General features: G+C 64.6%; 31 protein-coding genes. 21 read left to right on the forward strand and 10 right to left on the reverse strand.

What is annotated here, in order from left to right; genetic code table 11:
- Positions 1-481 precede the first annotated feature (481 nt).
- Positions 482-2,014: a phage head spike fiber domain-containing protein gene (locus AC1DPF_RS05390; protein WP_477870923.1), complete on the forward strand. Its 1,533-nt coding sequence runs from the start codon at positions 482-484 to the stop codon at positions 2,012-2,014.
- A 180-nt stretch (positions 2,015-2,194) separates the two neighbouring features.
- Here the strand turns inward: AC1DPF_RS05390 and AC1DPF_RS05395 are convergent, their stop codons facing one another.
- Entirely contained in the window at positions 2,195-3,664 is a 1,470-nt protein-coding gene (locus AC1DPF_RS05395) for a CYTH and CHAD domain-containing protein (RefSeq protein ID WP_477870921.1), read from the reverse strand.
- Between the two features lie 187 nt (positions 3,665-3,851).
- Between AC1DPF_RS05395 and pip the strand changes: the two genes are divergently transcribed.
- Genes pip through AC1DPF_RS05410 form a run of 3 tightly spaced genes read left to right on the forward strand, consistent with a single transcriptional unit; the run spans position 3,852 to position 6,951 of the window.
- A complete protein-coding gene (gene pip, locus AC1DPF_RS05400; RefSeq protein ID WP_477960107.1) occupies positions 3,852-4,799 on the forward strand; it encodes a prolyl aminopeptidase in 948 nt (315 codons plus the stop codon).
- A 9-nt stretch (positions 4,800-4,808) separates the two neighbouring features.
- Positions 4,809-6,203, forward strand: coding sequence for an amino acid permease (locus tag AC1DPF_RS05405; RefSeq protein ID WP_477870917.1), 1,395 nt, complete (start codon positions 4,809-4,811; stop codon positions 6,201-6,203).
- Positions 6,204-6,255: 52 nt separating this feature from the next.
- Positions 6,256-6,951, forward strand: coding sequence for a 2OG-Fe(II) oxygenase (locus AC1DPF_RS05410; RefSeq protein WP_477960189.1), 696 nt, complete (start codon positions 6,256-6,258; stop codon positions 6,949-6,951).
- An 8-nt stretch (positions 6,952-6,959) separates the two neighbouring features.
- Here AC1DPF_RS05410 and AC1DPF_RS05415 read toward each other — a convergent pair whose 3' ends face one another.
- Positions 6,960-7,322, reverse strand: a complete 363-nt coding sequence (locus AC1DPF_RS05415) for a PilZ domain-containing protein (RefSeq protein ID WP_477870915.1) — start codon at positions 7,320-7,322, stop codon at positions 6,960-6,962.
- 180 nt (positions 7,323-7,502) lie between these two features.
- Between AC1DPF_RS05415 and AC1DPF_RS05420 the strand changes: the two genes are divergently transcribed.
- Positions 7,503-9,176: an MFS transporter gene (locus tag AC1DPF_RS05420; protein ID WP_477870913.1), complete on the forward strand. Its 1,674-nt coding sequence runs from the start codon at positions 7,503-7,505 to the stop codon at positions 9,174-9,176.
- 27 nt (positions 9,177-9,203) lie between these two features.
- Here the strand turns inward: AC1DPF_RS05420 and AC1DPF_RS05425 are convergent, their stop codons facing one another.
- Positions 9,204-9,365 (reverse strand): hypothetical protein, encoded by a 162-nt coding sequence (locus tag AC1DPF_RS05425; protein WP_477870912.1) that lies wholly within the window; start codon positions 9,363-9,365, stop codon positions 9,204-9,206.
- Positions 9,366-9,661: 296 nt separating this feature from the next.
- Here AC1DPF_RS05425 and AC1DPF_RS05430 point away from each other — a divergent pair, with 296 nt between their 5' ends.
- Both AC1DPF_RS05430 and AC1DPF_RS05435 read left to right on the forward strand, forming a co-directional pair.
- Complete coding sequence (locus AC1DPF_RS05430) at positions 9,662-10,165, forward strand: hypothetical protein (RefSeq protein WP_477960109.1); 504 nt, start codon at positions 9,662-9,664, stop codon at positions 10,163-10,165.
- A gap of 38 nt (positions 10,166-10,203) precedes the next feature.
- The gene (locus tag AC1DPF_RS05435) at positions 10,204-10,458 is read left to right on the forward strand and encodes a hypothetical protein (protein ID WP_477960111.1); all 255 of its coding nucleotides are present in this window, start codon (positions 10,204-10,206) and stop codon (positions 10,456-10,458) included.
- On the opposite strand, the gene AC1DPF_RS05440 is transcribed toward AC1DPF_RS05435, so the two are convergent.
- The 4 genes from AC1DPF_RS05440 to AC1DPF_RS05455 form a co-directional block, all read right to left on the reverse strand.
- Positions 10,455-11,096 (reverse strand): ATP-binding cassette domain-containing protein, encoded by a 642-nt coding sequence (locus AC1DPF_RS05440; protein WP_477960113.1) that lies wholly within the window; start codon positions 11,094-11,096, stop codon positions 10,455-10,457. The genes AC1DPF_RS05435 and AC1DPF_RS05440 overlap by 4 nt on opposite strands.
- Positions 11,093-11,758: a molybdate ABC transporter permease subunit gene (gene modB / locus AC1DPF_RS05445; protein ID WP_477870904.1), complete on the reverse strand. Its 666-nt coding sequence runs from the start codon at positions 11,756-11,758 to the stop codon at positions 11,093-11,095. The genes AC1DPF_RS05440 and modB overlap by 4 nt, the downstream gene beginning before the upstream one ends.
- A 3-nt stretch (positions 11,759-11,761) precedes the next feature.
- On the reverse strand, positions 11,762-12,511 hold the full coding sequence (gene modA, locus AC1DPF_RS05450) for a molybdate ABC transporter substrate-binding protein (protein ID WP_477870902.1): 750 nt from the start codon (positions 12,509-12,511) through the stop codon (positions 11,762-11,764).
- Between the two features lie 62 nt (positions 12,512-12,573).
- Positions 12,574-12,948 carry a winged helix-turn-helix domain-containing protein gene (locus AC1DPF_RS05455; RefSeq protein WP_477870900.1) on the reverse strand — a complete coding sequence of 125 codons (375 nt, stop codon included), beginning with the start codon at positions 12,946-12,948 and terminating at the stop codon, positions 12,574-12,576.
- 128 nt (positions 12,949-13,076) lie between these two features.
- Between AC1DPF_RS05455 and epsC the strand changes: the two genes are divergently transcribed.
- From epsC to AC1DPF_RS05470, 3 genes are all read left to right on the forward strand, one after another.
- The gene (epsC, locus tag AC1DPF_RS05460) at positions 13,077-14,051 is read left to right on the forward strand and encodes a serine O-acetyltransferase EpsC (RefSeq protein WP_477960115.1); all 975 of its coding nucleotides are present in this window, start codon (positions 13,077-13,079) and stop codon (positions 14,049-14,051) included.
- Positions 14,041-14,652: an RBBP9/YdeN family alpha/beta hydrolase gene (locus AC1DPF_RS05465; RefSeq protein WP_477960117.1), complete on the forward strand. Its 612-nt coding sequence runs from the start codon at positions 14,041-14,043 to the stop codon at positions 14,650-14,652. Before epsC ends, AC1DPF_RS05465 begins: the two co-directional genes overlap by 11 nt.
- Before the next feature lie 121 nt (positions 14,653-14,773).
- Positions 14,774-15,016, forward strand: a complete 243-nt coding sequence (locus tag AC1DPF_RS05470) for a hypothetical protein (RefSeq protein WP_477871401.1) — start codon at positions 14,774-14,776, stop codon at positions 15,014-15,016.
- A 12-nt stretch (positions 15,017-15,028) separates the two neighbouring features.
- On the opposite strand, the gene AC1DPF_RS05475 is transcribed toward AC1DPF_RS05470, so the two are convergent.
- The 3 genes from AC1DPF_RS05475 to AC1DPF_RS05485 all read right to left on the reverse strand — a co-directional run bounded on the left by AC1DPF_RS05475 (position 15,029) and on the right by AC1DPF_RS05485 (position 17,540).
- Complete coding sequence (locus tag AC1DPF_RS05475) at positions 15,029-15,295, reverse strand: hypothetical protein (RefSeq protein ID WP_477960119.1); 267 nt, start codon at positions 15,293-15,295, stop codon at positions 15,029-15,031.
- A gap of 91 nt (positions 15,296-15,386) precedes the next feature.
- The gene (locus AC1DPF_RS05480; protein ID WP_477870893.1) at positions 15,387-16,616 is read right to left on the reverse strand and encodes a dicarboxylate/amino acid:cation symporter; all 1,230 of its coding nucleotides are present in this window, start codon (positions 16,614-16,616) and stop codon (positions 15,387-15,389) included.
- A gap of 21 nt (positions 16,617-16,637) precedes the next feature.
- A complete protein-coding gene (locus AC1DPF_RS05485; RefSeq protein ID WP_477870891.1) occupies positions 16,638-17,540 on the reverse strand; it encodes an iron-containing redox enzyme family protein in 903 nt (300 codons plus the stop codon).
- A 159-nt stretch (positions 17,541-17,699) separates the two neighbouring features.
- Between AC1DPF_RS05485 and AC1DPF_RS05490 the strand changes: the two genes are divergently transcribed.
- The 11 genes from AC1DPF_RS05490 (at position 17,700) to proC (ending at position 25,578) form a co-directional block, all read left to right on the forward strand.
- Positions 17,700-17,897, forward strand: coding sequence for a hypothetical protein (locus AC1DPF_RS05490; RefSeq protein WP_477870889.1), 198 nt, complete (start codon positions 17,700-17,702; stop codon positions 17,895-17,897).
- A 162-nt stretch (positions 17,898-18,059) separates the two neighbouring features.
- Positions 18,060-18,524, forward strand: a complete 465-nt coding sequence (locus tag AC1DPF_RS05495; RefSeq protein ID WP_477870887.1) for a DUF3617 domain-containing protein — start codon at positions 18,060-18,062, stop codon at positions 18,522-18,524.
- Between the two features lie 13 nt (positions 18,525-18,537).
- The gene (locus AC1DPF_RS05500) at positions 18,538-18,993 is read left to right on the forward strand and encodes an NUDIX hydrolase (RefSeq protein WP_477870885.1); all 456 of its coding nucleotides are present in this window, start codon (positions 18,538-18,540) and stop codon (positions 18,991-18,993) included.
- Between the two features lie 100 nt (positions 18,994-19,093).
- A complete protein-coding gene (locus AC1DPF_RS05505) occupies positions 19,094-21,469 on the forward strand; it encodes an HAD family hydrolase (protein WP_477960121.1) in 2,376 nt (791 codons plus the stop codon).
- A gap of 237 nt (positions 21,470-21,706) precedes the next feature.
- Positions 21,707-21,970, forward strand: coding sequence for a hypothetical protein (locus AC1DPF_RS05510; RefSeq protein WP_477960123.1), 264 nt, complete (start codon positions 21,707-21,709; stop codon positions 21,968-21,970).
- Between the two features lie 70 nt (positions 21,971-22,040).
- The gene (locus AC1DPF_RS05515; protein WP_477867741.1) at positions 22,041-22,802 is read left to right on the forward strand and encodes a TlyA family RNA methyltransferase; all 762 of its coding nucleotides are present in this window, start codon (positions 22,041-22,043) and stop codon (positions 22,800-22,802) included.
- Between the two features lie 12 nt (positions 22,803-22,814).
- The gene (locus tag AC1DPF_RS05520) at positions 22,815-23,285 is read left to right on the forward strand and encodes a hypothetical protein (protein ID WP_477960125.1); all 471 of its coding nucleotides are present in this window, start codon (positions 22,815-22,817) and stop codon (positions 23,283-23,285) included.
- Positions 23,286-23,316: 31 nt separating this feature from the next.
- Positions 23,317-23,874: a TspO/MBR family protein gene (locus AC1DPF_RS05525; RefSeq protein WP_477960127.1), complete on the forward strand. Its 558-nt coding sequence runs from the start codon at positions 23,317-23,319 to the stop codon at positions 23,872-23,874.
- A gap of 36 nt (positions 23,875-23,910) precedes the next feature.
- Complete coding sequence (locus AC1DPF_RS05530) at positions 23,911-24,168, forward strand: accessory factor UbiK family protein (RefSeq protein ID WP_477867715.1); 258 nt, start codon at positions 23,911-23,913, stop codon at positions 24,166-24,168.
- Between the two features lie 94 nt (positions 24,169-24,262).
- Positions 24,263-24,775 carry a type III secretion system chaperone family protein gene (locus AC1DPF_RS05535; RefSeq protein WP_477867713.1) on the forward strand — a complete coding sequence of 171 codons (513 nt, stop codon included), beginning with the start codon at positions 24,263-24,265 and terminating at the stop codon, positions 24,773-24,775.
- Between the two features lie 5 nt (positions 24,776-24,780).
- Complete coding sequence (gene proC, locus AC1DPF_RS05540; RefSeq protein ID WP_477960129.1) at positions 24,781-25,578, forward strand: pyrroline-5-carboxylate reductase; 798 nt, start codon at positions 24,781-24,783, stop codon at positions 25,576-25,578.
- The last annotated feature ends 8 nt before the right edge of the window (positions 25,579-25,586 follow it).

A 25,586-nucleotide genomic window follows, 5' to 3' on the forward strand; every position in this document is an offset into this window, starting at 1 on the left:
ATGAAGTAGAGCAGGGCAAGCCAGGCGATGAGTCCGCCGAGCCCGATGATCCAGCCGAGATAGCGCTGGAGGCGATCGGTCCATTCATCCATGGCTGCCACGTAAACTGCTCCATCTCCATGGTCCAGAAATCAGCACGCTGTCTATCATGTTCAGCGAGCGGCCGATGTGATGGAAACGCATGCCGGCGATCGTGGCGCAGTCGCCCAGCTCCATCTGCGCGTAAGGCGATTCAGAGTTGACTTGTAGTTCTTCATTTGTTCTCTCCGACTCACCCGATATGAGTTGAAAATATCCCTGTCTCCGCACTGCGCGGAGCAGGATGCGCTGCCGAGACACCGTGCGATGCTCAGCGTCGGTGGGCGTGGGAACTCGTCTCCGATCGGCCAATCAGAACTACGAAATGTGAGCGTCCTCACGGATAAGATTACCAATTCATTTAAACAGAGAATGCTTTTGAGCTATTTGTAGGAGTCTATGTATGACAGCGAACTATAGTTCCAATAATCCTGCTCTGTCGGCCGCGCGCGACCTTATCATAGCGCAGGGAAATATCGCGGAGTTGGAGGCTTGGCACCAGCAGGTCTCAGGTCCAAAAATTGCGCTGACTAAAAGCTACACCGGAACATTCACCGTGGCCGATCAGTCGGATGCTGACGATCTTGCAGGGACGGCCGTGAAGGGGAAGGTTCTTGTCACGGCAGGCGGCACGCCGTCCAATCCGCTACGTCTTCGAAATTTCTCGGTCGAAGGCGCCGACAATCCAGATAACGTGAACACGATTATCCTGGTTCAATTGCATAACGCATCCTCGACCATATCCAACGTCGTCATCGAGGATTTCACGATAGATGGTATCGGTGAGTTTGCCTATATGGGCATCGGCGGCGATAGCTACGCAAAGAATGTCCTGGTTCAACGCGGAGATATTTTTGCGGTAGGCAATGATCCAGCCCGCATCTTCAAGAACAGCATATTCCGTCACAACTACGTGCATGACTTGCGCGGGTGGACGACGGCTGATGGCACCTATGTGCCGAATGCGTCGGATAACCCATCGCAGACGCCTAACCCGCTCGTCGTGAATCCCCATCTCGATTGCTGCCAAGGTTTATACGGCCAGTCGGTAATCGAAGAGAATTGGCTTCAAAGTACGACAGGAGATTCCTCGACGGCGGTGATCCTCGTCAAGCCCGATTCAAGCGAAGATATTGTCAGCTATCTGATCAGGGCAAATTATATCGAGGGCGGTAAGGATTATCCCATCAAGCTTGTTACCAAGAACATTTCACTTACCAACCCGGGGAATACGGTTTCTGGTGTGGTCGTTCGAGATAATCTTATTAGCAAGAATTACGGAAATTATCCAGCTGATCCGCCTTATTCCGTTGGCAGCATCTACAGCGACTGCGCTACTTTTTCTGGCAATGTGTATGCTGAGGACAGGTCCCCGATCCCGATTCCGTTCATGACGGCTCGACCAAATCTTCTTGCCAGCCCCACCGATCTGTCCAATGCGGCCTGGGTCGCATCTGCTGTCAGCGTCGTGACCGGGCAGACCGGTTCGGGCGGCGGCGCGACAGCATCTTCGGTTAAGGAGACGGCTTCGACCGGTTATCACGATGTGGATCAGTGGATAAGCAAGGCAAGTTCCATCAAGGATTACCGGATGACGGCGCGCGTGAAGGCCAATGGGCGTTCCTTCGCCAAGCTCGCCGTAGCCGGGGCGGCCTATAGCGGCGGAGCGACCTGCTTCTTCGATCTAAGCGCGGGGACGGTCGGCTCTTCCTATAATTATGGGACGATGACGCCGCCTTATCTGGCCAAGATACAGGCGGTCGGAACGGCCGGCTGGTATCAGATCGAAATCCGTTTCAAGTCGGATGCGACAAATCAGCTCAATTATGCGGTGCAGATCGCTTCTGCCGACAGTGTGGATAATTATGCTGGCGACACTACGAAGGGGCTGTTCATAGAGTCACCGTATCTCGCAGAGCTCCCTCCGCATCTGTGAGGGTAAGCATCATCGCAAGATAATCATTCGAGAACGCAGGATCGATCCGGAAATCCTATGAAGGAGGAATGGGAGGCGCTTAATTGTCGCTTCCCATTTTCCCGTTCAGCATGGTTATCAGCTGATCATTGTCGTGCGCACGGTACCGGCTGCATTCAGGCACGGCGGGCGGCACTGCGATCAGGAGCGCCAGAAGCGCTTCGTTTCGACCAGCGCATCGAAGCATCGCTCGGCATCGCACAGCAGGCGCCGGCGAGCCTTCGGTCGTGGGGGGCCGATCTCCGGATCCAGCCCCAGCTTCGCCAGAAGCTCGGGTGCGGCAGCCATGTCGTTGAGCCTGCCAAGTTTGTCCTGCAGCGCTTCGAGCCGGTCGAGCAGCCGTTCCATCCGGCGACGCGCTTTCCGGTCTGGGTAGAGCGAGACGAAAAACTCGGCGGCATAGCGCAGCTTCTTCGCGTCCTTGCGCACCTCATGGCGATGTTCGTCGTCCAGGGTCGCGAGGCACCGACCTTCGCGCCTGATGCGTTTGCGCAGACGATCAAGCCGGTCCGCTGCGAAGACCGAGATCATCTCGTCATGCTGTCCCGGATCCGGGTGCGGCTCCCTCCACGTGCCGATCGCCAGCCATTCGGCAAGCTCGATCGGCAGCAGCCGGACGCGGCTGCTCTCCAGCAAGTTGCGGAGGTGACTGAAGCGGCTTTCACGAATCGTGGCCAGTTTTGCTCGTCCAGATCCTTCCAGCTGCGGCATCAGGACATCGATGTCGCGAACGGCGCCGAGTTCGCCAGCCAACCATCGCAACTCGGCTGCGAGCATGGCGGCGCGGTCGTCGCCAGCGAACAGCGGCTTGAACAGCACGAAGGCGGAGCGGAGCCGACGCAGACCCACCCGCGCCTGGTGGATGGCCTCGCCTGCCTCGGTTTCGAGCAGCAACGTTTCGTTCAGCCGATATTGCTTGAGGCAGGAGCTTGCGATCAAGGTGAAGGAATCGGCGGCGCCCATGTCACGGGCAAGGCGGATGGGTTCGGCTTTGGCGACGCTGGACGGCGCGGCCGCGACCAGCGCGTAGCCGCATCCGGATTTCGAACGAACGCCGAGCCGCAGCGGAACCTCCTCGTTGAGGCTCCGGGCGAGATCGAACAGGATCTGCGGGGAGCCGTCTTTCAGCTCGAACTCGATTTCGGACAGGGCGAGGCACCGCTTGCCAGCGCGAACCTCTCCTGAGTCGATGGAAAATTCTATCGTCGCCCCAGCCCGCTCGATCATTCCTGAGATGCGTTCGACGTCGGTGATGAACAGCGGTTCGACATTGCCCAATGTCGCGGCGTCGACATATTGGATCAGCGGACCTGCTCTTTCGTCGAGGATCGGCCGATTGCCATCGATCGGCCGCTCCCACTCTCCACGGATGAACAGGGCCCCCGCCGTGCTGGTGGAAGCCTTGACCGTCTGGATATTGCGATCGCCCTCGTTGCGGAGGCGCACGGCGTAGCCGGCACCGTGGAGCCGAAGATCCGGCGTATCGAAGTAGGTTGCGATGAATCGCTTGCGCTCCGCGTCATGCGCATCGAGGAGCGCCGAGCCAGTCAGCCGATCGCGCTTGACGGGATCATATTCGAGCTTCAGTTCGATTTCGACTGAATCGTCCATATCGTCCTAGCCGGGGGGCGATCGCATTGGCTGTGTACTATCCTGCAGCCAGGGAGTCATCTCCCATCGCCGCTGCGATGCGGTGGATGCCGGGCCTCCGGCTGGCGCGCATCTTCGGACTCCGCTAGCCTGCAGCGATGTTAGCATTGCCGCCGCGCCGAAGTCATCCAAGCCATCGATCCGCATCATGACCGGTCTGCGCGCACTCTACCCGCCGATCGAGCCTTATGCGACGGGCATGCTCGATGTCGGCGATGGCCACAGCATCTATTATGAGCGAGTCGGCACGCCGGGTGCGAAGCCTGCGGTCTTTCTCCATGGCGGGCCGGGCGCTGGCTGCTCGCCCGATCACCGCCGGCTTTTCGATCCCGCGCGCTACGATGTGCTGCTGTTCGACCAGCGGGGATGCGGGCGATCGACGCCGCATGCCGCCCTCGACGCGAACACGACCTGGCACCTTGTCGAAGACATCGAGCGGCTGCGCGCCCTGATGGGCGTCGATGCATGGCTGGTGTTCGGCGGCAGCTGGGGCTCCACGCTGGCGCTTGCCTATGCCGAGACGCACGCCGCTCATGTCAGCGCGCTGATCCTGCGCGGTGTGTTCACGGCAACGCGAGAGGAAATCTCCTGGTATTATCAGTTCGGCGTGTCGCAGATGTTTCCCGACAAGTGGGAACGCTTCGTCGCCCCGATCCCCGATGCCGAGCGAGGCCGGATGGTGGCAGCCTATAACAAGCGGCTCACGGGGGACGATCCCGTCATACAGCTCGAGGCGGCGAAGGCGTGGAGCCTGTGGGAAGGCGAGACGATCACGCTGCTACCGAGCGCCGACCTGAGCGCGACCCACGGCGACGACCATTTCGCGATCGCCTTCGCGCGCATCGAGAATCATTATTTCCATCATGACTGCTGGCTGGAACCGGAGCAGCTGCTCCGCGATGCAGCCTGGCTGCGCGGCATCCCCGGCACCATCGTCCATGGCCGCTACGACATGCCCTGTCCGCTCCGCTATGCCTGGGCGCTGCACAAGACCTGGGCCGATGCCGAGCTCCACGTGATCGAGGGCGCCGGCCATGCCTATTCCGAACCGGGCATCCTCGATCAGTTGATCAGGGCGACGGACCGGTTCGCATAGGGGAGGGGTATGGCAGGTTTCCTGCGGCGCAAGCCGATCGACAGCGTCGGGCGGCCGCCAGGCGGGCTGACGCCGACATTGTCGTGGCCGCACCTGATGGCGCTTGGGGTGGGCGCCATCGTCGGGACGGGTATCCTGACGCTGATCGGGGTAGGCGCGGATCGCGCCGGGCCATCGGTGTTGCTGTCCTTCGCGATTGCCGGTGTGATCTGCGCCTGCGCGGCGCTGGCCTATGCCGAGCTGGCGGCGATGATGCCGGCCTCGGGCAGCGCCTACAGCTATGCCTATTCGGCACTCGGCGAGATTTTCGCCTGGGTGGTCGGCTGGAGCCTGATCCTCGAATATTCGCTGGTGGTGTCGACCGTCGCGGTCGGCTGGTCGGGCTATGCGTCGCCGCTGCTGATCGGTGCAGGCTTCCCGGCGGCGCTGACCCAGGGGCCGGAGCTTGGCGGGCTCGTCAATCTGCCGGCGATCTTCATCATCGCCGTGGTGACCGGGCTGCTGTTGCTCGGCACGCGGGAGAGCGCCCGGATCAATACGGTGCTGGTGCTGATCAAGATCGCGACGCTGTCGTTGTTCGTCGCAGTGGCCTTGCCCTATTTCGATGTGGGTCACCTGCACCCGTTCATGCCCTATGGCTTTGCCTCGATGCCGGGGCCGGACGGCGTGCAGCGCGGCGTGATGGCGGCCGCGGCGATTATCTTCTTCGCCTTCTACGGCTTCGACGCCATCTCGACCGCGGCGGAGGAAACCAAGCGGCCCGAGCGCGACCTGGCGATCGGCATCGTCGGATCGATGCTGGTGTGCACGCTGATCTATATATTGGTGGCGGCCGCGGCGATCGGCGCAGTGCCGTTCACCGGTTTCGCCGACAGCCCGGAGCCGCTGGCGCTGATCCTGCGCGACCTGGGCCGGCCAGGCGTCGCCAAGGTGATCGCCACGGCTGCCGTGATCGCGCTGCCGACGGTCCTGCTCGCCTTTCTCTATGGGCAGAGCCGGATCTTCCTGGCGATGGCCCGCGACGGATTCCTGCCGAGCGGGCTGGCGGCGATCTCCAAACGCGGAACGCCGGCGCGGATCACGGCGATGACGGCGGTCATCGTGGCGCTCCTGGCGGGGTTGCTGCCGATCGGCGAGATCGCTGCGCTGGCCAATGCCGGTACGCTAATCGCGTTCATGGCGGTAGGCGCGTGCCTGATCGTGCTGCGCCGACGCAGCCCCGAGCTACCGCGGCCATTCCGTGCGCCGGCCGCGACGCTGGTGGGGCTGGGCGCGCTATTCGGGTGCGCCTATCTGTTCGTCAGCCTCCCGGCCAAGACTCTGTTGTGGTGCCTGTTGTGGAACGCCATCGGCCTCGCCATCTACCTTGGCTATGCACATCGACGGAGCGCACTGTGCAAGTGAGCGCAAGGAACGGGAGGCCGACGAGGCGGTCTGCTGTCAGCATCCCCGAATGATGGAGATCGATAGCCCTGACTGGGACGCTGCCGCCGCCGACCTCGACGTGCGAGGCTGGACGATCCTGCCGGGGCTGCTGAGCAAGCGGGCCTGCGGCGAGGTTGCCGCGCTTTACGACGCAGGCGCGGGGTTTCGGAGCCATGTCGTGATGGAGCGGCATGGCTATGGGCGCGGCGAATATCGCTATTTCGCCTACCCGCTGCCGGCCCTGGTGACGGAACTGCGCGGCGCACTCTATCGGCGGCTCGCTCCGATCGCCAATCGCTGGCACGAGCGGATGGGGCTTGAGGTGCGCTTTCCAGCCGAGCACCTGGATTTCCTCGAGCGCTGCCATGCCGCCGGCCAGTTGCGGCCGACGCCGCTTCTGCTTCGCTATGGTGCGGGCGACTATAATTGCCTGCACCAAGATCTTTATGGCGAGCATGTCTTCCCGTTGCAGGTCGCGGTGCTCCTGTCGGCTCCTGGCGAGGATTTCACCGGCGGCGAATTCATCCTGGCCGGACAGCGGCCGCGCATGCAGTCGCGCGTCGACGTGGTGCCGCTGTCGCGGGGCGACGCCGTCATCTTCGCGGTGGCACATCGCCCGCAGCGCGGATCACGCGGCGATTATCGGGTAACGATGCGGCATGGCGTGAGCGGCTTGCGCACAGGGCATCGCCACACCCTTGGCATCATCTTCCACGACGCGGCTTGAGGTCTCCCTCAGCTGGCGAGGCGCAGTGGAGCCCTCTCCGTCTCGCCCTGGAGCGCGCGGCGACCCTCGGCCAGGATCGGATCGAGCCTGGCGGCGGGAAGGCGAGAGTCGAAGGCAAGGCCGAAGCGGTTGCCGCGAACCCAGGCGGTGCGCGCCAGCAGTTCATTGCCCTTGCATACCAGCCAGACGATCTCGCCTGGCGACGGCGGCTCGGCTGCATGGCCGAGCGCACCCTCGCTGGAGAGATCCAGGATGTGGACACGCGCGGGGCGCCCGCCGGCCAGCAACACGGCCGGCAGCATCACCCGCGTTCGCGATCCCTGCCGCGCCTCGGAGCGGCCCTTCAGGCCCAGAGCTGATGCTATCGACATCGCAAGCTACCTCTTCGACTGCCGGAACGTCCGGAGTTCGCAGCATGTCGTTACACGCAGGATCGGTATGATCGGGTTATGGGAATTGGTGAACGCGGCGGCAGGATTTGGCCAGTCCGGAGTTCCACGGGCTAAGGACGGCTATTGGCACAAAGCCGCGCGTCCGGCATTCCGTAGGCGATGACTCTCCACGCCGACAGCGCTTCGCCAGCTCCCCGCGCGGCCTCCCCGCTTACCATTCCGATCTTCAGGGCGGTCTGGATCGCATCGCTCCTGTCCAACTTCGGCGGGCTCATCCAGTCGGTCGGCGCGTCGTGGATGATGACGTCGCTGGTGCGATCGCCGCAGATGGTGGCGCTGGTGCAGGCGTCGTCGGCACTGCCGTTCATGCTGCTAGCGCTGCTGGCAGGCGCGGTCGCGGACAATGTCGATCGGCGCCGCGTGATGCTCACTGCACAGGTGTTTATGCTGCTGGTGTCGGCGGCCTTGGCGATGTTCGCGTGGCAAGGCTGGCTGACGCCTTGGCTGCTGCTGACCTTCACCTTCCTGATCGGCTGCGGCACGGCGATGAACGGGCCCGCCTGGCAAGCCTCGGTGGGCGACATCGTGCCGCGCGCGCAACTGGCGGGGGCGGTTGCACTCAACTCGATGGGGTTCAATATCGCGCGCAGCGTGGGACCGGCGATCGGCGGCGTCCTTGTTGCTGCGGCGGGGGCCGCGGCCGCCTTCCTGGTGAACGCGCTCTCCTATGTCGGACTGATCCTCGTCCTGCTGCGCTGGCGGCCCGACTTCCCGCCTCGCATGCTGCCGCCCGAGCGTCTGATGGTGGCGATGGGGGCGGGGCTGCGCTATGTCGCCATGTCACCCAACCTGCGGATCGTGATGCTGCGCGCGGCATGTTTCGGGATCGTGGCCAACGCGTTGCCGGCGCTGATGCCGCTGGTGGCGCGGAGCCTGATCAAAGGTGGGCCGCTGACCTACGGGACGCTGCTCGGCGCGTTCGGTATCGGCGCCGTCATCGGTGCGCTCGGCAGTGGACGGCTCCGCCGGCGGCTGACGACCGAGATGATGATAAGGATGGCCACGCTCGGCCTCGCGATCGGGAGCGCGGTTGCCGGGCTCAGCTCCAATATCGTCCTGACCACGGCGGCGCTTATCCTGGCCGGTGCCAGCTGGGTGCTTGCACTATCGACATTTAATGTGACCGTGCAGCTGGCCTCGCCGCGCTGGGTCGTGGCGCGGGCGTTGTCGATCTACCAGATGACGGCATTCGGGGGGATGGCGGTGGGCGCCTGGGTGCTCGGCCTCATTGCCGAACATCATGGCGTGGCGGATGCGCTTCTCGTGGGAGCGGCCATTCAGGTGGCGGTGATAGCCCTCGGCTTCCTGGCACCGTTGCCGCAGGTCCAGGACCTGAATCTCGATCCGCTTCGGCATTGGACCGAGCCCGAGACGGCTGTGCCGCTCGAACCGCGTAGCGGGCCGGTCGTGATCACGGTGGAGTATCGCATAGAACCACACAATATCGTGGCTTTTCTGGCCGCGATGACCGAACGGCGGCGAATCCGGCGGCGTGACGGCGCCCATCGCTGGACCCTTCTGCGCGATCTTCACGACGCCGAGCTGTGGATGGAACGCTTCCATCTCGCAACCTGGCTCGATTATGCCCGATACAACCAGCGGCTGACCCATGCCGATGCGGAGACGAGCTCTGCCTTGCATAAGCTGCAGAAAGAAGGCGAGCCGTTCCGGGTCCACAGGATGATCGAGCGGCAGACGGGATCGCTCCCAAGCGCTCGCCGCAGCGATCCGGTGACCGACGATCCCATAACCGATCCCGCCCGTTCGGCCTGAGGTTGTTCGGCGGACCGAAAGCGAAGATCAGGACAGCGAGCGGATCGCGGTCAGCTTGCGCTCGTACATCTCCGCGATCCTGAGATGAAGCTGCCGCACCGCTTCGGTGCTGGCCCTTGCCGCTGCTTCGCGCTCACGCTGAATACACTGCGTGTAGTGACTGAGCGTGGCATCGTTGACTTCGATCATAGCGGATTCTGCGTGACTACAGCGCCCCCCTATCACGGGCCGGTCCATCAGACGCTTCAACAATTGTAACATGACCGCGCCTGCATGCCCGGCTCGGTGTCGCGCTTTGCTATATCGGCCGCTGGATGGGGGGGGGAGAGCTGCTGTCCTCGATCGATGCGATCACGCGGCTCCACGGCGCAACGAAGGCCCGAGCATGAATCATATCGCCCTGAGCGCATCAGTGATGGACGTTTTACTTTCAATGTAGGTATACATATGTTCTTGCTATGTACTTATGGAGGAGTTGCCATGGTATGATCGGGCTCGCGGCGCGTAAGCGAATGGCTGCGCAAAGGGTGCTGAGCAACAGGCTTCCGGATGGCCAGCAAGTTGCGGATAATGTTGCTCTTATGCGAAGAATGTTAGCCGACGGTGAGGCCGATGCTCGCAACATGGGCATGGATCCAGGGGTCGCGGCAAATGTCGCCCCCTCAGCCGCCTTGGGTGTATGGCTTGGATCAGTTTTCCCGGGAGGTCATTGGGATCCAAAGATCCGAGGCAATAGGATTGGCGATGATCATGTCGGCAACATCAACTTTGGCGCGACCGGTTCGACACTTTTCCCAGCCGGCATTTTGACGAGAGCTGCTGGAATCGTGCAGAGATATCAACACCTGGTGGATCCAAAGCGTCATCCGTACGATCCATCATGGGGCAACCCCTTAACCGGGACAGGCACACACGTGGGCGATGATCCTCGGGATACGCGCGACATCATGAAGGGCGTACGGGCGGCCAACGGGCAGCGCCGCAAATGATATATTCGAGGGTGGTGTTGCCGCGAACCTTGTGGCTTGTGGTCAAGATCGGCCTGGTCATGTGGTTACTGGCCATGCTGCCCATATCGCTGATGTGCATGGCCGCGGCTGGGCCGACAACAGGGGACGCAGAGACGGGGCGGCAAATTGCCGGACATCTTGGTCTCTACCTGTCGATCGACGGCCTGACGCTGTTGCTGATCGCACGGAGCCGCCGGCATCGCTGGGTTTGGGTGATGGCCGGATTGGTTGCTTTGCCGCCTGCGGTATTTGCCATTTACATGGTCTGCTAAACCGGTGGGCCCACGACCTGCCCCTGCCGGAGCTTGATCGTTCTGGCGGATAGCCTCTGCGCTTCGCCATGATCATGCGTAACGTAGAAAGTGGGGACATCGACGTCCCGAAGCAGCGCTTCCAGCCAGTCGAGCAGCTCCGCGCGCGCGTCGCTGTCGAGGGCGGAGAGAGGTTCGTCGAGCAGGAGCAGGCGGGGCTGGCTCAGCAGGGCGCGGGCGATGCCGGCGCGCTGGGCTTCGCCGCCGGAGAGGCGCGCCGGGCGGCGGTCGAGCAGATGGGCGATGCCGGCGCGCTCGATGATGTCGTCGCGGGCGAAGCGGCCGGGCGCGGAGCGGCGGGCGGCATAGTCGAGATTGGCGGCGACGCTGAGGTGCGGGAGGAGGCCGGCGCCCTGGAAGACATAGCCGACACGGCGGTGCTCGGCAGGGACGAACGTCCGGCTATCCTGGAACACCTCGCCATCGAGGAGGATCGTGCCGGCGATCCGATCGAGCCCGGCGAGGGCACGCAGCAGCGTCGTCTTACCCGAACCGGAAGGGCCGAGCAGGGTGGTCACGCCGCGCGATGGCACCTCGAACGCGACGCGCAGCGCAAAGCACTTGCCGAGCTTTCCATCAAGGTCGACCGCGATCGTCATGGCTGGACGTTGCCGATGCGCCGCTCGACGAGGAGCAGCGCGAGGAGGGCGACGAAGGAGAACACGACCAGCACGGCTGCAATCCGGTGCGCCTCGCCGAACTGCAGGCTTTCGACCAGCTGATATATGCGGGTCGAGAGCACCTCGGTCTTGCCGGGGATGTTGCCGCCGATCATCAGCACGACGCCGAATTCACCGATGGTGTGCGCGAAGACGAGGATCGCCGCCGACAGGAAGCCGCGGCGCGAGAGCGGAATGGCGATGGTCAGGAAACGGTCAAGCGGTCCGGCCCCCATCGTCGCAGCGATCTCAAGCGGGCGGTCGCCGATCGCCTCGAAGGCGGTGCGCAGCGGCTGGACCGCGAAAGGCAGCGAATAGAAGAGCGAGCCGATCACCAGGCCGGTGAAGGTGAAGGCGAGGGTGCGGATGCCGAACGGCTGGAGGAGCGCCATCAACGGACTGTCGGGCCCGAGCGCGATCAGGACATAGAAGCCGATCACGGTGGGCGGGAGGACCAGCGGCAGCGCGGAGACCGCGCCGATGATTTCCTTCCACCAGCGGCGTGAGCGGGCCAGCCACCAAGCGAGCGGGGTGGCGAGCAGGAGGAGCAGGATGGTGGTGACCAGCGCCAGTTCGGCGGTGGTCGCGAGGACGAGGCCCATCAGCTATCTGACGACATAGCCGTAGCGCCTGATGATCGCGAGTGCCGGGCGGCTCCTGAGATATTTCAGGAAGGCGCGCGCGGCCGGATTGTTTGCGCCGGTCTTGAGCAGTACCGCCTGCTGCTCGATCGGGCTGTGCAGCCGGGCGGGTACGAGCCAGCGCGAGCCGCCGGGAACATCGATCACCTGGCTGAGCGCCACGAAGCCGGCCTGGGCTGCACCGGTCGATACGAATTGATAGGCCTGTGCGATCGAGCTTCCGGTGACGATTTTCGGTTTCAGCGCGTCGTAGATGCCCAGCCGCTGCATCGTCTCGACCGCTGCGACGCCATAGGGGGCGGTTGCGGGATCGGCGACGGCGAGCTTTTCGAAGTTACCGCGCCTGAGCACTGCACCGCGTCTATCGACGAGGCCCGGCGTCGCCGAGTAGAGCGCCAGCTGGCCGATGGCATAGGTGAAGCGTGTACCGGGGATGGCCAGGCCGTCCTGCTCCGCCTTGGCAGGGCGCTCGGCGTCTGCCGAGAGGAAGACTTCGAACGGCGCGCCATGGCTGATCTGGGTGTAGAAGGCGCCCGACGCGCCGAAGGCGAGCACGGCCTTGTGACCGGTCGCCTTCTCGAACCTGGCAGCGATCTGCCTGGCGGGCTCAGCGAAGTTGGCCGCGACGGCGACCTGCGTTTCGGCGGCCAGCACCGGAGCGGCGATCAGGAGCGCCGATGCGACCAGACATCGAATTGCGAGAGAGCGGAGCATGAGCGGCGGTCCTGCAGAGTAGGGCGCTCCGCATGCTATATCCGCGCGTATATGGCAAGGCTCTACAGTTGCGGCAGGGGAGCGTCCCGGAGCAGCGTCGACAATGTGCCGAGATCGGCATCTGCCGCGTTCAGCAGATCGCGCTCCAGCATGCGATAGGCGGCCAGCACCTGCTTGCCGCATCCGGTCACCCGTGCGCCCTTGTCGCGTCCACCGCCGGGGGTGGTGTCGACCAGCTTTTCGGCCCAGCAGCGGTTCATGCTGTCGACGAGCAGCCAGGTTCGGCGATAGCTCATTCCGAGCGCTCGGCCCGCGGCGGAGATCGAGCCCTCGCGCTCGATCGCTTCGAGGAGCGCGGCCTTCCCGGGCCCCATCGCGGCTTCCTCGCCACAGTAGATCTGAGCCTTGAGCTTGAGCGGGCCGAGCCTTGGAACCATGGCTTCGCATAGCAGCCGCGTAGCCGTTTGTCCGCTCGGATATAATTCCTATCATTATGGTAGAGAAAAGTTGCTTTCCCTTGTCGGTAAGGCGGCTAGGCAGGGACGGGCTTATAAACGAGGCGGTTATGCAGGAAGCTTATGAAGAGGCCGTTGCGGCGCCTCCAGGTGAATATTGGGACATAGACGCCATCACAGCCGAACTTCGCGACGCGCGCGAGGCCTGGCGCAGCGCGCATAAGCGCCACGCCGAACTGGGCTCGGTCGGCTTCCCCTCGCGGCATGTGCTCGACAAGATCATGGCTGCGCTGTGCGGCGCTCTGTTCCCGTTGCGGCTGGGGCCCAGTTTCGTGCGGCAGCATAATGAGGAGGCATTCGTCGCGGAGACGCTGCAGACTGCGCTGAGCCGACTCTACGGTCAGATCCGGCTCGAGCTCGGCTATTCGATCGGTGAAAATATGCCCGAACTGGTCGACGGCGAAGCAGGGCGGATCATCGGCCATTTCGCTACGAAACTTCCCGCATTGCGGCGGCTGATCGATACCGATGTCGAAGCCGCTTATGCGGGCGATCCGGCGGCACGCAGCGTCGACGAGGTTCTGCTGTGCTACCCCTGCGTGATCGCGATCGTGCATCATCGGCTCGCGCATCTGCTGCACGGGCTGGGCGCGCCGCTGGTGGCGCGGATCATCTCCGAGATCGCCAACTCCCGGACCGGGATCGACATCCATCCGGGTGCTTCGATCGGCGAGGCCTTCTTCATCGATCACGGCACCGGCGTCGTGATCGGCGAGACGGCGATCATCGGCAAGCGGGTGCGGCTCTATCAGGCGGTGACGCTGGGCGCGCGCAGCTTTCCCGCCGATGCCGAGGGCGCGCTGCGCCGCGGGCTTGCCCGGCATCCGATCGTCGAAGACGATGTGGTCATCTATGCGGGCGCAACGATCCTGGGCCGGGTGACGATCGGCGCGGGATCGACGATCGGCGGCAATGTCTGGCTGACCAGCAGCGTGGAGCCGGGCAGCGTGATCAGCCAGGCCCATGCGCATGACAGCCGGGGCTGGGAACTGGTCAACGTGCTGGAGCGGGCCGATGATCGATGATCGCAAGCCACTGTGTCTGATCGTGCCGGGTCTCGACAATTCGGGCCCGGATCACTGGCAGAGCATCTGGGAAGCGCGGCGTGGCGATTGCCGGCGAGTCGATCTCGGCTGCTGGTCCGAACCTGACCGCCGCATCTGGACCGAACGCCTCGACGCGGCGCTGGCGATGACCGACGGACCGATCCTGCTGGTGGCGCACAGCCTTGGTTGCCTGACGATCGCCTGGTGGGCGCTCGGCGCGGATCATGCCAAGCTGGAGCGCGTGCGCGGCGCCTTGCTGGTGGCGCCCCCCGATGTCGACGCATCCGACGCGCACCCCTTCGTTCGCCGTTTTGCGCCAGCGCCGGGGCGGGTGCTGCGCTTTCCGTCCATCCTTGTTGCCAGCCGGAACGATCGCTATGCCGCGTTCGACCGGCTGGAAGCTCTGGCGAAGGCCTGGGGGAGCCGCTTTGTCGATGCCGGCCATGCCGGACATATCAATGCGAACAGCAAGCTGAAGGGGTGGCCGGATGGAGAGGCGCTGCTGGAAGAACTGATCGAGGTTGCTGCGCCTTCGGTCGCGGCGTCGGTACGCTCGCGCGAGGAACGCCTTGCGAAGTAGGATCTCGATCGGGCCTCGATCCGGGGCGAAAGCCTGATCGTCACCCCCATCGGCGAGCCCACGCGTCGGCTTGATGGCTGGCTACCTGTTCCTGTACGTTGAGGCGACAGGAGAAAATGCTATGCAGAATATGGGTGACGGCAGCTGCCCGTTCGAGTTCAATTTCGACGCGGCGACTTTCAAGCCGGGCGACATAGTCAGCTATCGGGTGACGGGTAGCCTGGAAGGGTTCCCGTTCGTCGGAACGCTGGTCGAGGTTCACGACGATTATGTGATGCTCACATCGGAACCCGACAAGCCCGAGAGCGTGGTGCGTGGAACGCGCGAGAGCCGCCCGGTCGTCCTCGAAGCGGACGTTCTGTAACGTCCGCTTCGATCAGTGCGCGCTGCGGATGGCGAGCCAGGCGCGCGCGCTGCGCTGGGCCTCGGCGATCTCGCGGCCGGTCATTTGATCAGCGATGTCGGCACGGCAATATTGCGCTTCCTGAGATCCGGCCAGTGCGGCGAGATTGAACCACTGGTGGGCCATGACCAGGTCAACCGTGCTTCCCTGGCTGCCGGTCGAGCAGGCGAAGCCGAGGTCGAGCAGAGCATCGGTGTCGTCGGGACGGATCGCGATTTCGGCGGAGAGATTATGTCTCATGGTTGTAGCTCCTTCGCGGAGCAAATTGGTCGGGACTCGACCAACAAATGGTTAATTCGCAGTTAGACATTAGTCGAAGACGCGGGAAGGATCAGGCAGATTCGATGGCCGACTTTTCGGTGCCCGTTACTATGCGCGCCACAGCGAGATCGGCGGTCACGTTGCCCAGGGTGCGGAAGAGGTCTGGGATCGTCTCCACGGCCATGAGCAGCGGCAATGCCTCGATGGGTACGCCGAGTGCGACGCAGATCGGCGCTATGGTCGCGACGAACGACACCTGTGCCGCGACCCCGACCGCGGCAAGGCTCACGGGTACGGCCACCAGTATAGCCACCAGCAGCATCGGCGTGCTGAGATGGACCCCGTGCAAGGCGGCGAGATAGATTGCAACGGCGACATTGGCGGCCGCGCTGGCGGCACGAAACAGCGAGACCGCAAGCGGCAACACCACGCCCGCTGCGCTGGGCTGTAAACCGAGCGCCGGCGTGGCTTCGATCATGACGGGCAAGGTCGCGAGCGAAGACTGGGTGCCGAGCGCCACCGCCTGGGCGGGAACAGCAGCGCGCGCGAAGCGGATAGGCGATATGTTGCCGGCGATCGCGGCGGCTACATAGGCCATCAGCGTCGCGGAAAGGCAGGCTACAGAGGCGACCACGATATATTGGCCGAGCAAGCCTGCGGCAGTGGCGCCCATGTTGATGCCAGCGACAAAGGCCAGCGCTGCGATGCCAAGCGGCGCCAGCCACAAGATCCAGTTAACCAGCACCAGCATCGTCTGAACGATCGCTGCCGTGATCGTGACCATTGCGGTGCGCAGGCCCGCTTCGATCCGGGTGAGCGCAAAGCCGAACAGCAAGGCGAACACCACCAGCGGCACCATAGCGGTTTCGGCGGCGGCCTTGATCGGATTGGCGGGGATGACCGCATCATACCATGCGCCGCCGTTTCCCGCAGCGATGGCAGGAGGGGCGGCATGGCGAAGAACTTCGGCTTGCGGAGACACAGGCCATAAATGCAGCAAGCTGGTGGTGACGATGGCGCTGATTGCGCAGGCAAGGGTAAGCAGCAGTGCGAACCAGAGCAGCGAGCGCTGCGCCGCCTGGCTCGCCGAAGCCTCCCGTGCAGCTGCGGCGATGCCGTTGACGATCAGGCCGAAGACCAGTGGGACGATCGTCATTGTGAGAGCATTGAGCCAGAGCGACCCGATCGGCCGGGCGATGCCCAATACGGCGAGCGTTACCGGACCTTCGTTGCTCGCCATGGCGATGCCGCAGCCCAGCCCGACCAGCAGGGCCAGGAACAGGCGCAGCGGCAGGCTCATCGCCGCGTGGCTGCCATCCGCTTATCGATCGGCCCAGAGCGCTTCGCGATAGCGATCGAAACAGCGCGCGCCGCAACGCAGGCGCATCAGCGCGCCTTCGGCTATCGCCGTGGCGCGGCGGGGATCTTCCTCGACCAGCGGCCGCAGCGCTTCATGGTTCCAAGCGGCGCTGTGCTTGATGTCGAGGACGGCGTGGAGATCGAAATAGCGGCGTTCCTTGTCGGACAGCCCGATGCGGCGGAGGCCCTTGGCGACCATCGCCGAACGCCCCGGCGCCGTCAGCTCGATGACGCCGAGCGCTCCTACGGAATGCCAGGCATAGTCGCGGCTGGTCGCCATGCCCGTCATCGCATTGGCGAGGGCAAGGCTCTGCCACACCGTGTTCTCGATGACAGGCGCGACCGCCAGCGTCTCGACCAGTGCGTCGAGCATTGGGCCATGCATGCCGGCGCGGTTGCCGCGGCCCATCTCATCCCAATAGTTGCGGGCGAGTTCCAGCTTCGCCGGGACGGGGAGCTTGACCTGCGTATAAGCGACGAGATCGTCGAAGCCGGCTTCTCCGGCCGCCTCCTGCTCGAAGAACCAGCGAAGCTGATCGCTGCTCGCTCGTTCGGCAAGCCAGGGGAAGAGCGGGTCGCCCTGTCCGGGGCCGACGATCCGGAGATGTTCGAACCACGCGATAAAGGCGTCGGGATCGCGTGGCGCCGCAGCGGCGTCCTCGGCGATCTCGGCGCGGAGCTCATCGAGGAAGGCGCGCTCCAGGCGAAGCATCCGGGTATCGCGCTCAAGCCGGCTGTGCCAGTCGGGCGCCGGGAATCGCGGGCCGAGCCGCTCCCGGTTCCAATGGGCCAAGCCGCGCTGGAAACTGTCGGTATGAAATTGAGATCCGTTTTCGGAAATCCGTAGGGTGTAGCGGCTGGCCATTTTTCTTCCTGCAAATTCAAATTCTTTCGTTGGATATAGAACGGCGGGTCCATGGGTGGAGTTCCGTGATCAGGCCCTGTCGCGATCAGTCGAGCGGCCGGCATGTCAGATTGACACTATCGGGACAGCGTCTTCATCGCTTGCTAAGCAAGGCCTGCGATGGTCGCACGGATGCGGTATAGTTCGCTTTTCCGGAGCCGTTGGCTTGCGCTCATCTGGAGCGCCGGAATTCTTTGGACGGCTGTCAGCTTCGTCGGCTCGCAGGAGCCGGAAGACGGAGTCGCCGCGAATGGCGCGGCCGATGAAAGCGCGAACCTCTCCGAACTCCAGGCGCTGGTGGCCAAGCTGAATTCCTGAGGCGGCACGCCGGGACGGGTTCGCGTTCGCCCGTCCACAATATCATCCGCCGCCGGTTGTCCGCCGCAGCACTGTCTTGATGCGAATTGTAGCAACCGAATCCGCCTTTTTGGAGTATCTACAGGCGTTCGCCACAACGCCGTCCGGACAGGGAGAGGTCGCATGAAGGGTTACGCGCGTAGATTGTTCATCGCTGGCCTGCTGATCGCGGGCGCAATGTCGACGGCGCAGGCCGCGACGCAGATCCAGCCGGGACAGTGGGAGACGACATCGACGGTCGAGTCCGTCGACATGCCCGGCGCGCCACCGCAGGTTTCGAGGATGATGAGCGGGAAGACAACCCGGGCGAGTTATTGCATCACCCCCGAACAGGCTGCCAGGGGGCCGCAGGAGATGTTCAAGCAGAACCCATCCTGCCGCTTCACCAAATTCGCGATGACGGGCGGGACGATCTCCACCGAGATGAGCTGCTCGCAAAATGGAGCGACGATGATCGCCCGATCGCAGGGCAGCTATACGCCGACATCGTACAGCGCGACCGCGACGATGACCATGAGCGGCAAGATGAGCATGCGCATGACGAGCCGCAGCACCGGCCGTCGGCTGGGGCCGTGCACCGGTAAATAGCGGCCGAGGCCAGATGGGGCAGCGAAGCGCAGGCCTGCTGATCTATCGTCGGCGCGGCGAAGCGGTCGAGGTGCTGCTCGTTCATCCGGGGGGCCCCTTCTGGCGCAGGAAGGATGCGGGTGCCTGGCAGATCCCGAAGGGGCTGATCGAGCCCGGAGAGGATGCGGCGACCGCCGCACGGCGCGAGGCGGAGGAAGAATTGGGACTGCCGCTGCCGGGCGCGCTGGCGCCGCTGGGCGAGATACGGCAGGCTGGCGGCAAATATGTCGACGCATTCGCGCTCGATCGCGAGATCGATGCCGGGGCGATCCGGAGCAACATGTTCGAGATGGAATGGCCGCCCAAGAGCGGGCGGATGCAGGCTTTTCCGGAGGTCGATGCGGCACGGTGGTTTGGGCTGGACGACGCGCGAGCGATGATCCTGGCGAGCCAAAGGCTGTTGCTCGAACGGCTTGTTTCAGCGCTGTAAACCGACTGTCCGGGCTGACATGACGGCGCCCGTTCATGGTTAACGCGATAGTAAGACCCTTCGGCGATAGCGGGATGACGACCCATGCCGGATGGAAATCATGAAGATCAGCGTGACCGCGCAGAATATCCCGAGCCTCCTCGAACAGGCGCCGCAGGGCGTGAGCATATTGTCGCTCGACTGTTTCGACACGTTGCTGTGGCGCAACGCGCAGGCACCTTCGGACATCTTCGCGGAACTTGCGATCCAAGGCGGTGCCATCGAGCCGCGGGTGATTGCCGAGCGGAAGGCGCGCAAGACGCAAGCCTTTCGCGAGGGGCGGAATGAGGTCTCGATCGAGGCGATTCATGCGAGACTGCTGCCGCCGTCGGCGGATGCGATGGCGATTTCCGCTTCGGTGCAGGCGGAGCTCGACGCCGAGGCGAGACATTGCTTCGGCTTTGCGCCGGTTGTCGCGCTGATCCGCGATGCCAAGGCGCGCGGCCTGAATGTCGTCATCGTCAGCGACACCTATTTCAGTGCGGCGCAACTCGGCGAACTGATCGCGCGGGCCGCAGGCGTCGAGGTCGCCACGGCGATCGACCGGATCTTCACGTCTTCCGACCATGGGCTGAGCAAGACCGAAGGACTGTTCGAACCCGTCATGGCGGCGATGGGCGTGCAGCCCGGCGCAATCCTGCATCTTGGCGACAATCTTCATGCGGATCAGTCGGCGCCATCGGCGCTGGGCATCCATAGCGCGCATTTCGAACAATTCGACCCGGCCTCCGAAACCCGGCTGCGCCATGAGGCGATGGCAGCGGTGTTGATCGATGCGACCACCCGTCAGACAGTGCCGGCGATGCAGCCGCACCGGCCGCTGGTGTCGCTGCGCAACGAGCAGGATCCGGCCTTCATCCTGGGCCACGAGGTCATCGGGCCGATGCTGCACGGCTTCGCGCAGTGGGTGCGGGACGAAGCCGAGGCGTTGGCGGCAAGCTGCGGCCGGCCGGTCAAGACGCTGTTCCTGATGCGCGACGGCTATCTGCCGATGAAGATGTTCGAGACGCTGGGATCAGACCTGGCGGTGGGCGAGATCGCGATCAGCCGGCTGACCGCCGGTCGCGCCGGGCTGATCGACCAAGCGGCGGTGGCCGCGATGATCGAGCAGGATTTGGGCAAGCACCGGCTCGACGTGCTCGCGGGGTTGCTCCTGCTCGAGCAGCATGAAGCGCGCAAGCTGGTTGGGCCGCGGGGCGATACCGCCGATCTCGAGCGGCTGGCCTGCGAGGGGCCGACCGCTGAGCGGATCGTGCGGCGATCGGCGCGCTATGCCGAGCGGCTGATCGCGCATGTGCGGCGGGCAGGGCTGAACGATGGCGACATGGCGATGATCGTCGACCTTGGCTATCACGGCACCGTCCAGGACCGGATCGCGCCGCTCCTCTCCGCGCGCATGAATGTCGCGCTCGCCGGGCGTTACCTGCTGCTGCGCGAGAATGAGCCGAGCGGGCTCGACAAGAAGGGCTATTTCGACAAGCGTCATTACGGCCGGGAGGCGCTGTGCACGTTGGGATCTTCGATCGCGATGATCGAACAGATCTGCACCCAGGCCAAGGGTTCGGTGGTCGACTATCATCCGAACGGCAAGACGATCCACGAAAAGGCGACGGAGAAGGGCGCGCAGAGCGCCACCCGCGATCGCATCCAGGCCGCCGCCATCGCCTTCGGCACGGCGGCAACCGCAATGGGCCAGGGCGCCCGATCCGACGATGCCGAATGCCGCCGCCGCAACGCCGCCGCAATCCTGGCGCGATTCATGTACCTTCCGTCCGCCGAGGAAGTGGCGGTGATCGGAGACTTCACCCATGACGCCAATCTCGGTTCGTCGAGCCACCTGAAGATGCTCGACGCATCGAGCTCGACCCGCGGCCTGCGCCGGCGCGGCCTCCATTATGTCCAGAGCACCGAGCGCATGTACCTGCCCGGCGAACTGCAGGACCAGGGGCTCGCGCTCAACCTCGCGCTGTTCGGGATCGTGCGCAGCGGGCTCGACATGCGCGAGAGCGATTTCCAGGCGGGCGGCGTCCCGGTACCGGTGATCCTGGCCAATGCCCAGGAGGATTGCCTGGTCGATATCGAGGCCTTTCCGACCCATGACGGCTATTACCGGCTGGCGATCCCCGCACGCGGCGACCTGACCGTCGCGGTGCTGCTGGGCGGTCTCTACGAGGCGGTGCAGATCGAGGATGTGCGCTTCCAGCCGCTGGTGGCGCCGACAGACGAACGGGGCATCAGCGACCAGGCCGATATCGGCGCGCCCTATGTCCAGGAGGGCATGGAGACGATGGCGGGCGATCTGTTCCGCTGCACGCCTGGTGCGGCCTTGCTGGTTCCGCCGGCTCCGGCGGTGGGTGAGGGCGGCTATATGCTGTGCATCGCGTTCAGGCCGGTGGTGCGGCGCGAAGCGGCGGACGAGGTACGCGCGGCGGCATAATCGAGAGAGAGTGGCTCCTTTCCACCGGCCAAAGAAACAAAATGTGATCAAAACAGGAATATATGCTTGACATTCCTGCTGGAGCGCGATAGGCGTAAATAGAGAGTGGGAGAGCCGCGGCAGCGGTCGCCCGCTTTTTTCATTTCCAGGCATCGCCAATGATCCGGCCAGCGACGGCGCAAAAGCTGTCGCGCGGAGCGGTGTCCTGCGCCCTTTCTCCAGACACAGGATGATGCAATGACAGTCGAGATCAGCTTCTTTGCGAGAGCCGCGACGGGCGGCCTGCCGGTGGCCGCGGACCCGGGACAGGACGGAACCGGTGCCGAGGCGCTGAGCATCGCGATCACCGCCACCCCGGCGCTCAGCGCGGCGACGCCGGACGGCCAGACGGCCATGTCGATGATCGCCACCGAGGCATTCCGCTACGAATATAGCCAGGCAGGGGCGATCGCGGCGGTCGCGAACTCGAACTATGTTGCCGCGGGGGAACGAATGTGGTAGAGCATCTCGTTTACACCGAGAGGGTCGGCGGTTCGAGCCCGTCACCGCCCACCAGATGCAAAGGGCATTCATGGCCGCCGGCGTGCGCGCGGATCAGTTGCTGGTGGATCGCGGGCTCGTCGAGAGCCGCGCCCGCGGGCAGGCGTTGATCCTGGCCGGGCTGGTCTTCTCCGGCGAGCGCAAGATCGAGAAGGCCGGGCAGGCGCTGAAGCCCGATGCCGCGATCGAGGTGCGCGGGCGCGATCATCCCTGGGTGTCGCGCGGCGGCGTGAAGCTGGCCCATGGGCTTTCGCATTTCGGCTGGAGCCCGGAGGGCGCGGTGGCGATCGACGTCGGATCGTCGACCGGCGGCTTCACCGACGTGCTGCTGAGCGGCGGCGCGGCGCGGGTCTATGCGGTCGATTCCGGCACCAACCAGCTCGCCTGGAAGCTGCGCAGCGACCCGCGCGTGATCGTCCTCGAGCAGACGAACGCGCGGCACCTGACCGCCGCGCACGTCCCCGAGCCGATCGACATGATCGTGTGCGATGCGAGCTTCATCTCGCTGGCGAAAGTGCTGGCGACGCCGATCGGCTTCGCGCGACCCGACGCGCGGCTGATCGCGCTGATCAAGCCGCAGTTCGAGGCCGGGCGCGAGGAGGTGGGGAAGGGCGGCGTCGTGCGCGATCCCGCGATCCACGCGCGCGTCTGCGCCGAAGCCGTCGGCTGGATCGAGACGCAGGGCTGGCGCAGCATGGGCGTGACGCCGAGCCCGATCACCGGCCCCGAAGGCAATGTCGAATTCCTGATGGGTGCGGTGAAGGCCGCGGCCTTGCCGTCAATGTCGATCTGAACAGGAGCGCGGATGTCCACAGCCCAGCCCCAGCCGCCGGGCCGCCCCGAGCCGGCAGCCCAAGCGGTGAAGAGCGGATGGCTTGCGCATCTGCGCAGGCGGAAGGCCGCCTATGCGGCCGCGGCGCTGGTGGTGATCATCACCCATGGCGCGGCCTATCTCCACCGCCGCCACAACGTCGCCATCCTGACCGACGGCGGACGCGCCGCCGCGCAGATCACCAAATTGCATGTCACGCGAAAGAAGACATGCCATGTGACCTATCAGTTCAGGCTCCCCGACGGTCGGACGATCGTCAATCACTCGCGCAAATGCCCCGAAGGCGCGGCGAGCAGGGTCGGCGGGACGATCGCGATCGCCTATGATCGGAAGAATCCCCGCAAGAATTTCCCGGTCGGCGCCAATCTGTGGCATCCGGCGGCGCCGCTGCTGATCTCGCTCGATTGCATCATCCTGCTGATCCTCTACGTGGTGCTGGGATGAGCGGGCCGGGCGAGGCGGCAAGGAACGGTTGATGGGACAGATCGCATCGGCAGGACAGTTGCGGATCGCCTATATGCGCTGGGCGCTGGTGACCGTGCCGGCAATCCTGCTGCTCGGGCTGCTGTCCGCGAAGATCGGTGATTCGGGCTATGGCAATATCTGGTTCGACCGGCTGGCCAAGCCTGCGATGATGCCGCCGGGCTGGGTCTTTCCGTTCGCCTGGTCGATTCTCTACATCATGATGGGCTTCGCGCTGGCGATGATCCTCAACGCGCGCGCCGCGCGGGGGCGGGGCATCGCGATCCTGCTGTTCCTGGTCCAGCTGGCGCTCAACCTCGCCTGGTCGCCGGTATTCTTCGCGATGCACCGGATCATGCTGGCGTTCGGGCTTATCGTCGCGATGCTGCTGTGGGCGGGCGCGGCCACCTGGCTGTTCTGGCGGATCCGGCGCACGGCCGGGCTGTTGATGCTGCCCTATCTGGCGTGGCTGATCTTCGCGGCGATGCTGAACTGGCAGGTCCACCGGCTGAACCCCAACGGGCTGACCCTTGTGCCATCGGCCGGCGATACCCAAATTGTCATTCAATAACCCGCCCCCGCGCGGCAGCAGATCAAGGAAGTAGCCATGCAATCCGAAAACCGCCTGTTCGACGATTTCGTAAAGATGGTGAACGGTGCCGCAGGAACCCTGGCCGGCGTCGGGCGCGAGGCCGAGGCCACGATCAAGGAGCGCGCCAAGGACTGGATCGGTGGGCTCGATTTCGTCAGCCGCGAGGAATTCGAAGCGGTGAAAGCGATGGCCGCCGCCGCGCGCGAAGAGGTCGAACTGCTCAAGGCGCGGCTCGATGCGCTGGCGGCTGCGAGCGGCAAGTCCGAAGGCTGACGGGCAGCTATCCACAATTTTATGGCTGTCACGGGTTGAACTGTCTGGCGTTCCGGGCCACGGAAACATGCCTGGGCAGCGGAGTTTGGCCCCAATGAACGTGGACGACTTTGAATCCTCGCGCGACGTAAGCGCTCCGATCGACATGCTCGAACAATATTTCGCAGCACGTGGATGGGATTCCCAGCGCGCCGGCGACGAGGAGATCGTCGCCCAGTTCCAGGGCAGCTGGGCGCAATATGAGCTGCGCGCGGTGTGGCGCGAGGAAGACCGCGTGCTCCAGTTCCTGGCGCTGCCGGACATCCGTGTCACCGCCGACAAGAAAGCCGCGATGTACGAGACGATCGGGCTGATCAACGAGCAGCTCTGGCTCGGCCATTTCGAGATGTGGACCAGCTCGTCGATGGTGCTGTTCCGCCACGCCGCGCTGCTCGATGCGCAGGGCGAGGAGGCGGCGCTGACACTCGACCAGGCGGAAACGCTGATCGAGACGGCGATCGACGAATGCGAGCGCTTCTATCCGGTGTTCCAGTTCGTGCTGTGGAGCGACAAGACCCCGCAGGAGGCGATCGCCGCCGCCATGATCGAGACGCAGGGCGAGGCCTGAACCGCGTGTCCGCGCTGTGGCTGATCGGCGCCGGCAATATGGGCGGCGCCATGCTGAACGGATGGCTGGCATCGAGCGGCCCCGAGCGCGCGATCACCGTCATCGATCCCTTCATAAAGTCCGTACCCGATGGCGTGGCATTGCTGCGCGAGATCCCCGCCGGGTCGGAGCAGCCCGACATAGTGGTGCTCGCGGTGAAGCCGCAGCAGCTTGGCGATGTGCGGACGGCTTTCGCCGCGAAGGCGGGAGCGCCGCGCCTGCTGCTCTCGATCCTGGCCGGCGTGGAGACGGCGACGCTGGACGAGGCGTTTTCGGCGCAGTTCACGGTGCGGGCGATGCCCAACCTGCCGGTGTCGATCGGCGAGGGCGTCACGGCGCTCTACTCCTGGAACGCCGACGAGGACGTGCGCGCAGAGGCCGCCGGCCTGGTGTCGCCGCTCGGTCTGGTCGAGTGGATCGACGACGAGGCGCTGTTCGATGCGGTCACCGCGCTGTCCGGCTGCGGGCCCGGTTTCCTGTTCCGCTTCATCGAGGCGATGGCGGAGGCCGGCGAAGCGCTGGGTCTGCCGGCCGATCAGGCGTTGCGGCTGGCAACCGCGACCGTCAAAGGTTCGGGGCTGCTCGCCGCGCGAAGCGAAGACAGTCCTGCGATCCTGGCTGACCGCGTCGCCAGCCCCGGCGGCAGCACGCGCGAGGGGCTGAACGTGCTGGACGATGGCGACGCGCTCAAGGCGCTGATGCGCGCCACGCTGGCGGCGTCGGCGCGGCGCAATGCCGAACTGGCGGCAGCGGCGCGAGGTTAGAGCGGCTT

Source organism: Rhizorhabdus sp. P4_G6, from assembly GCF_056401045.1.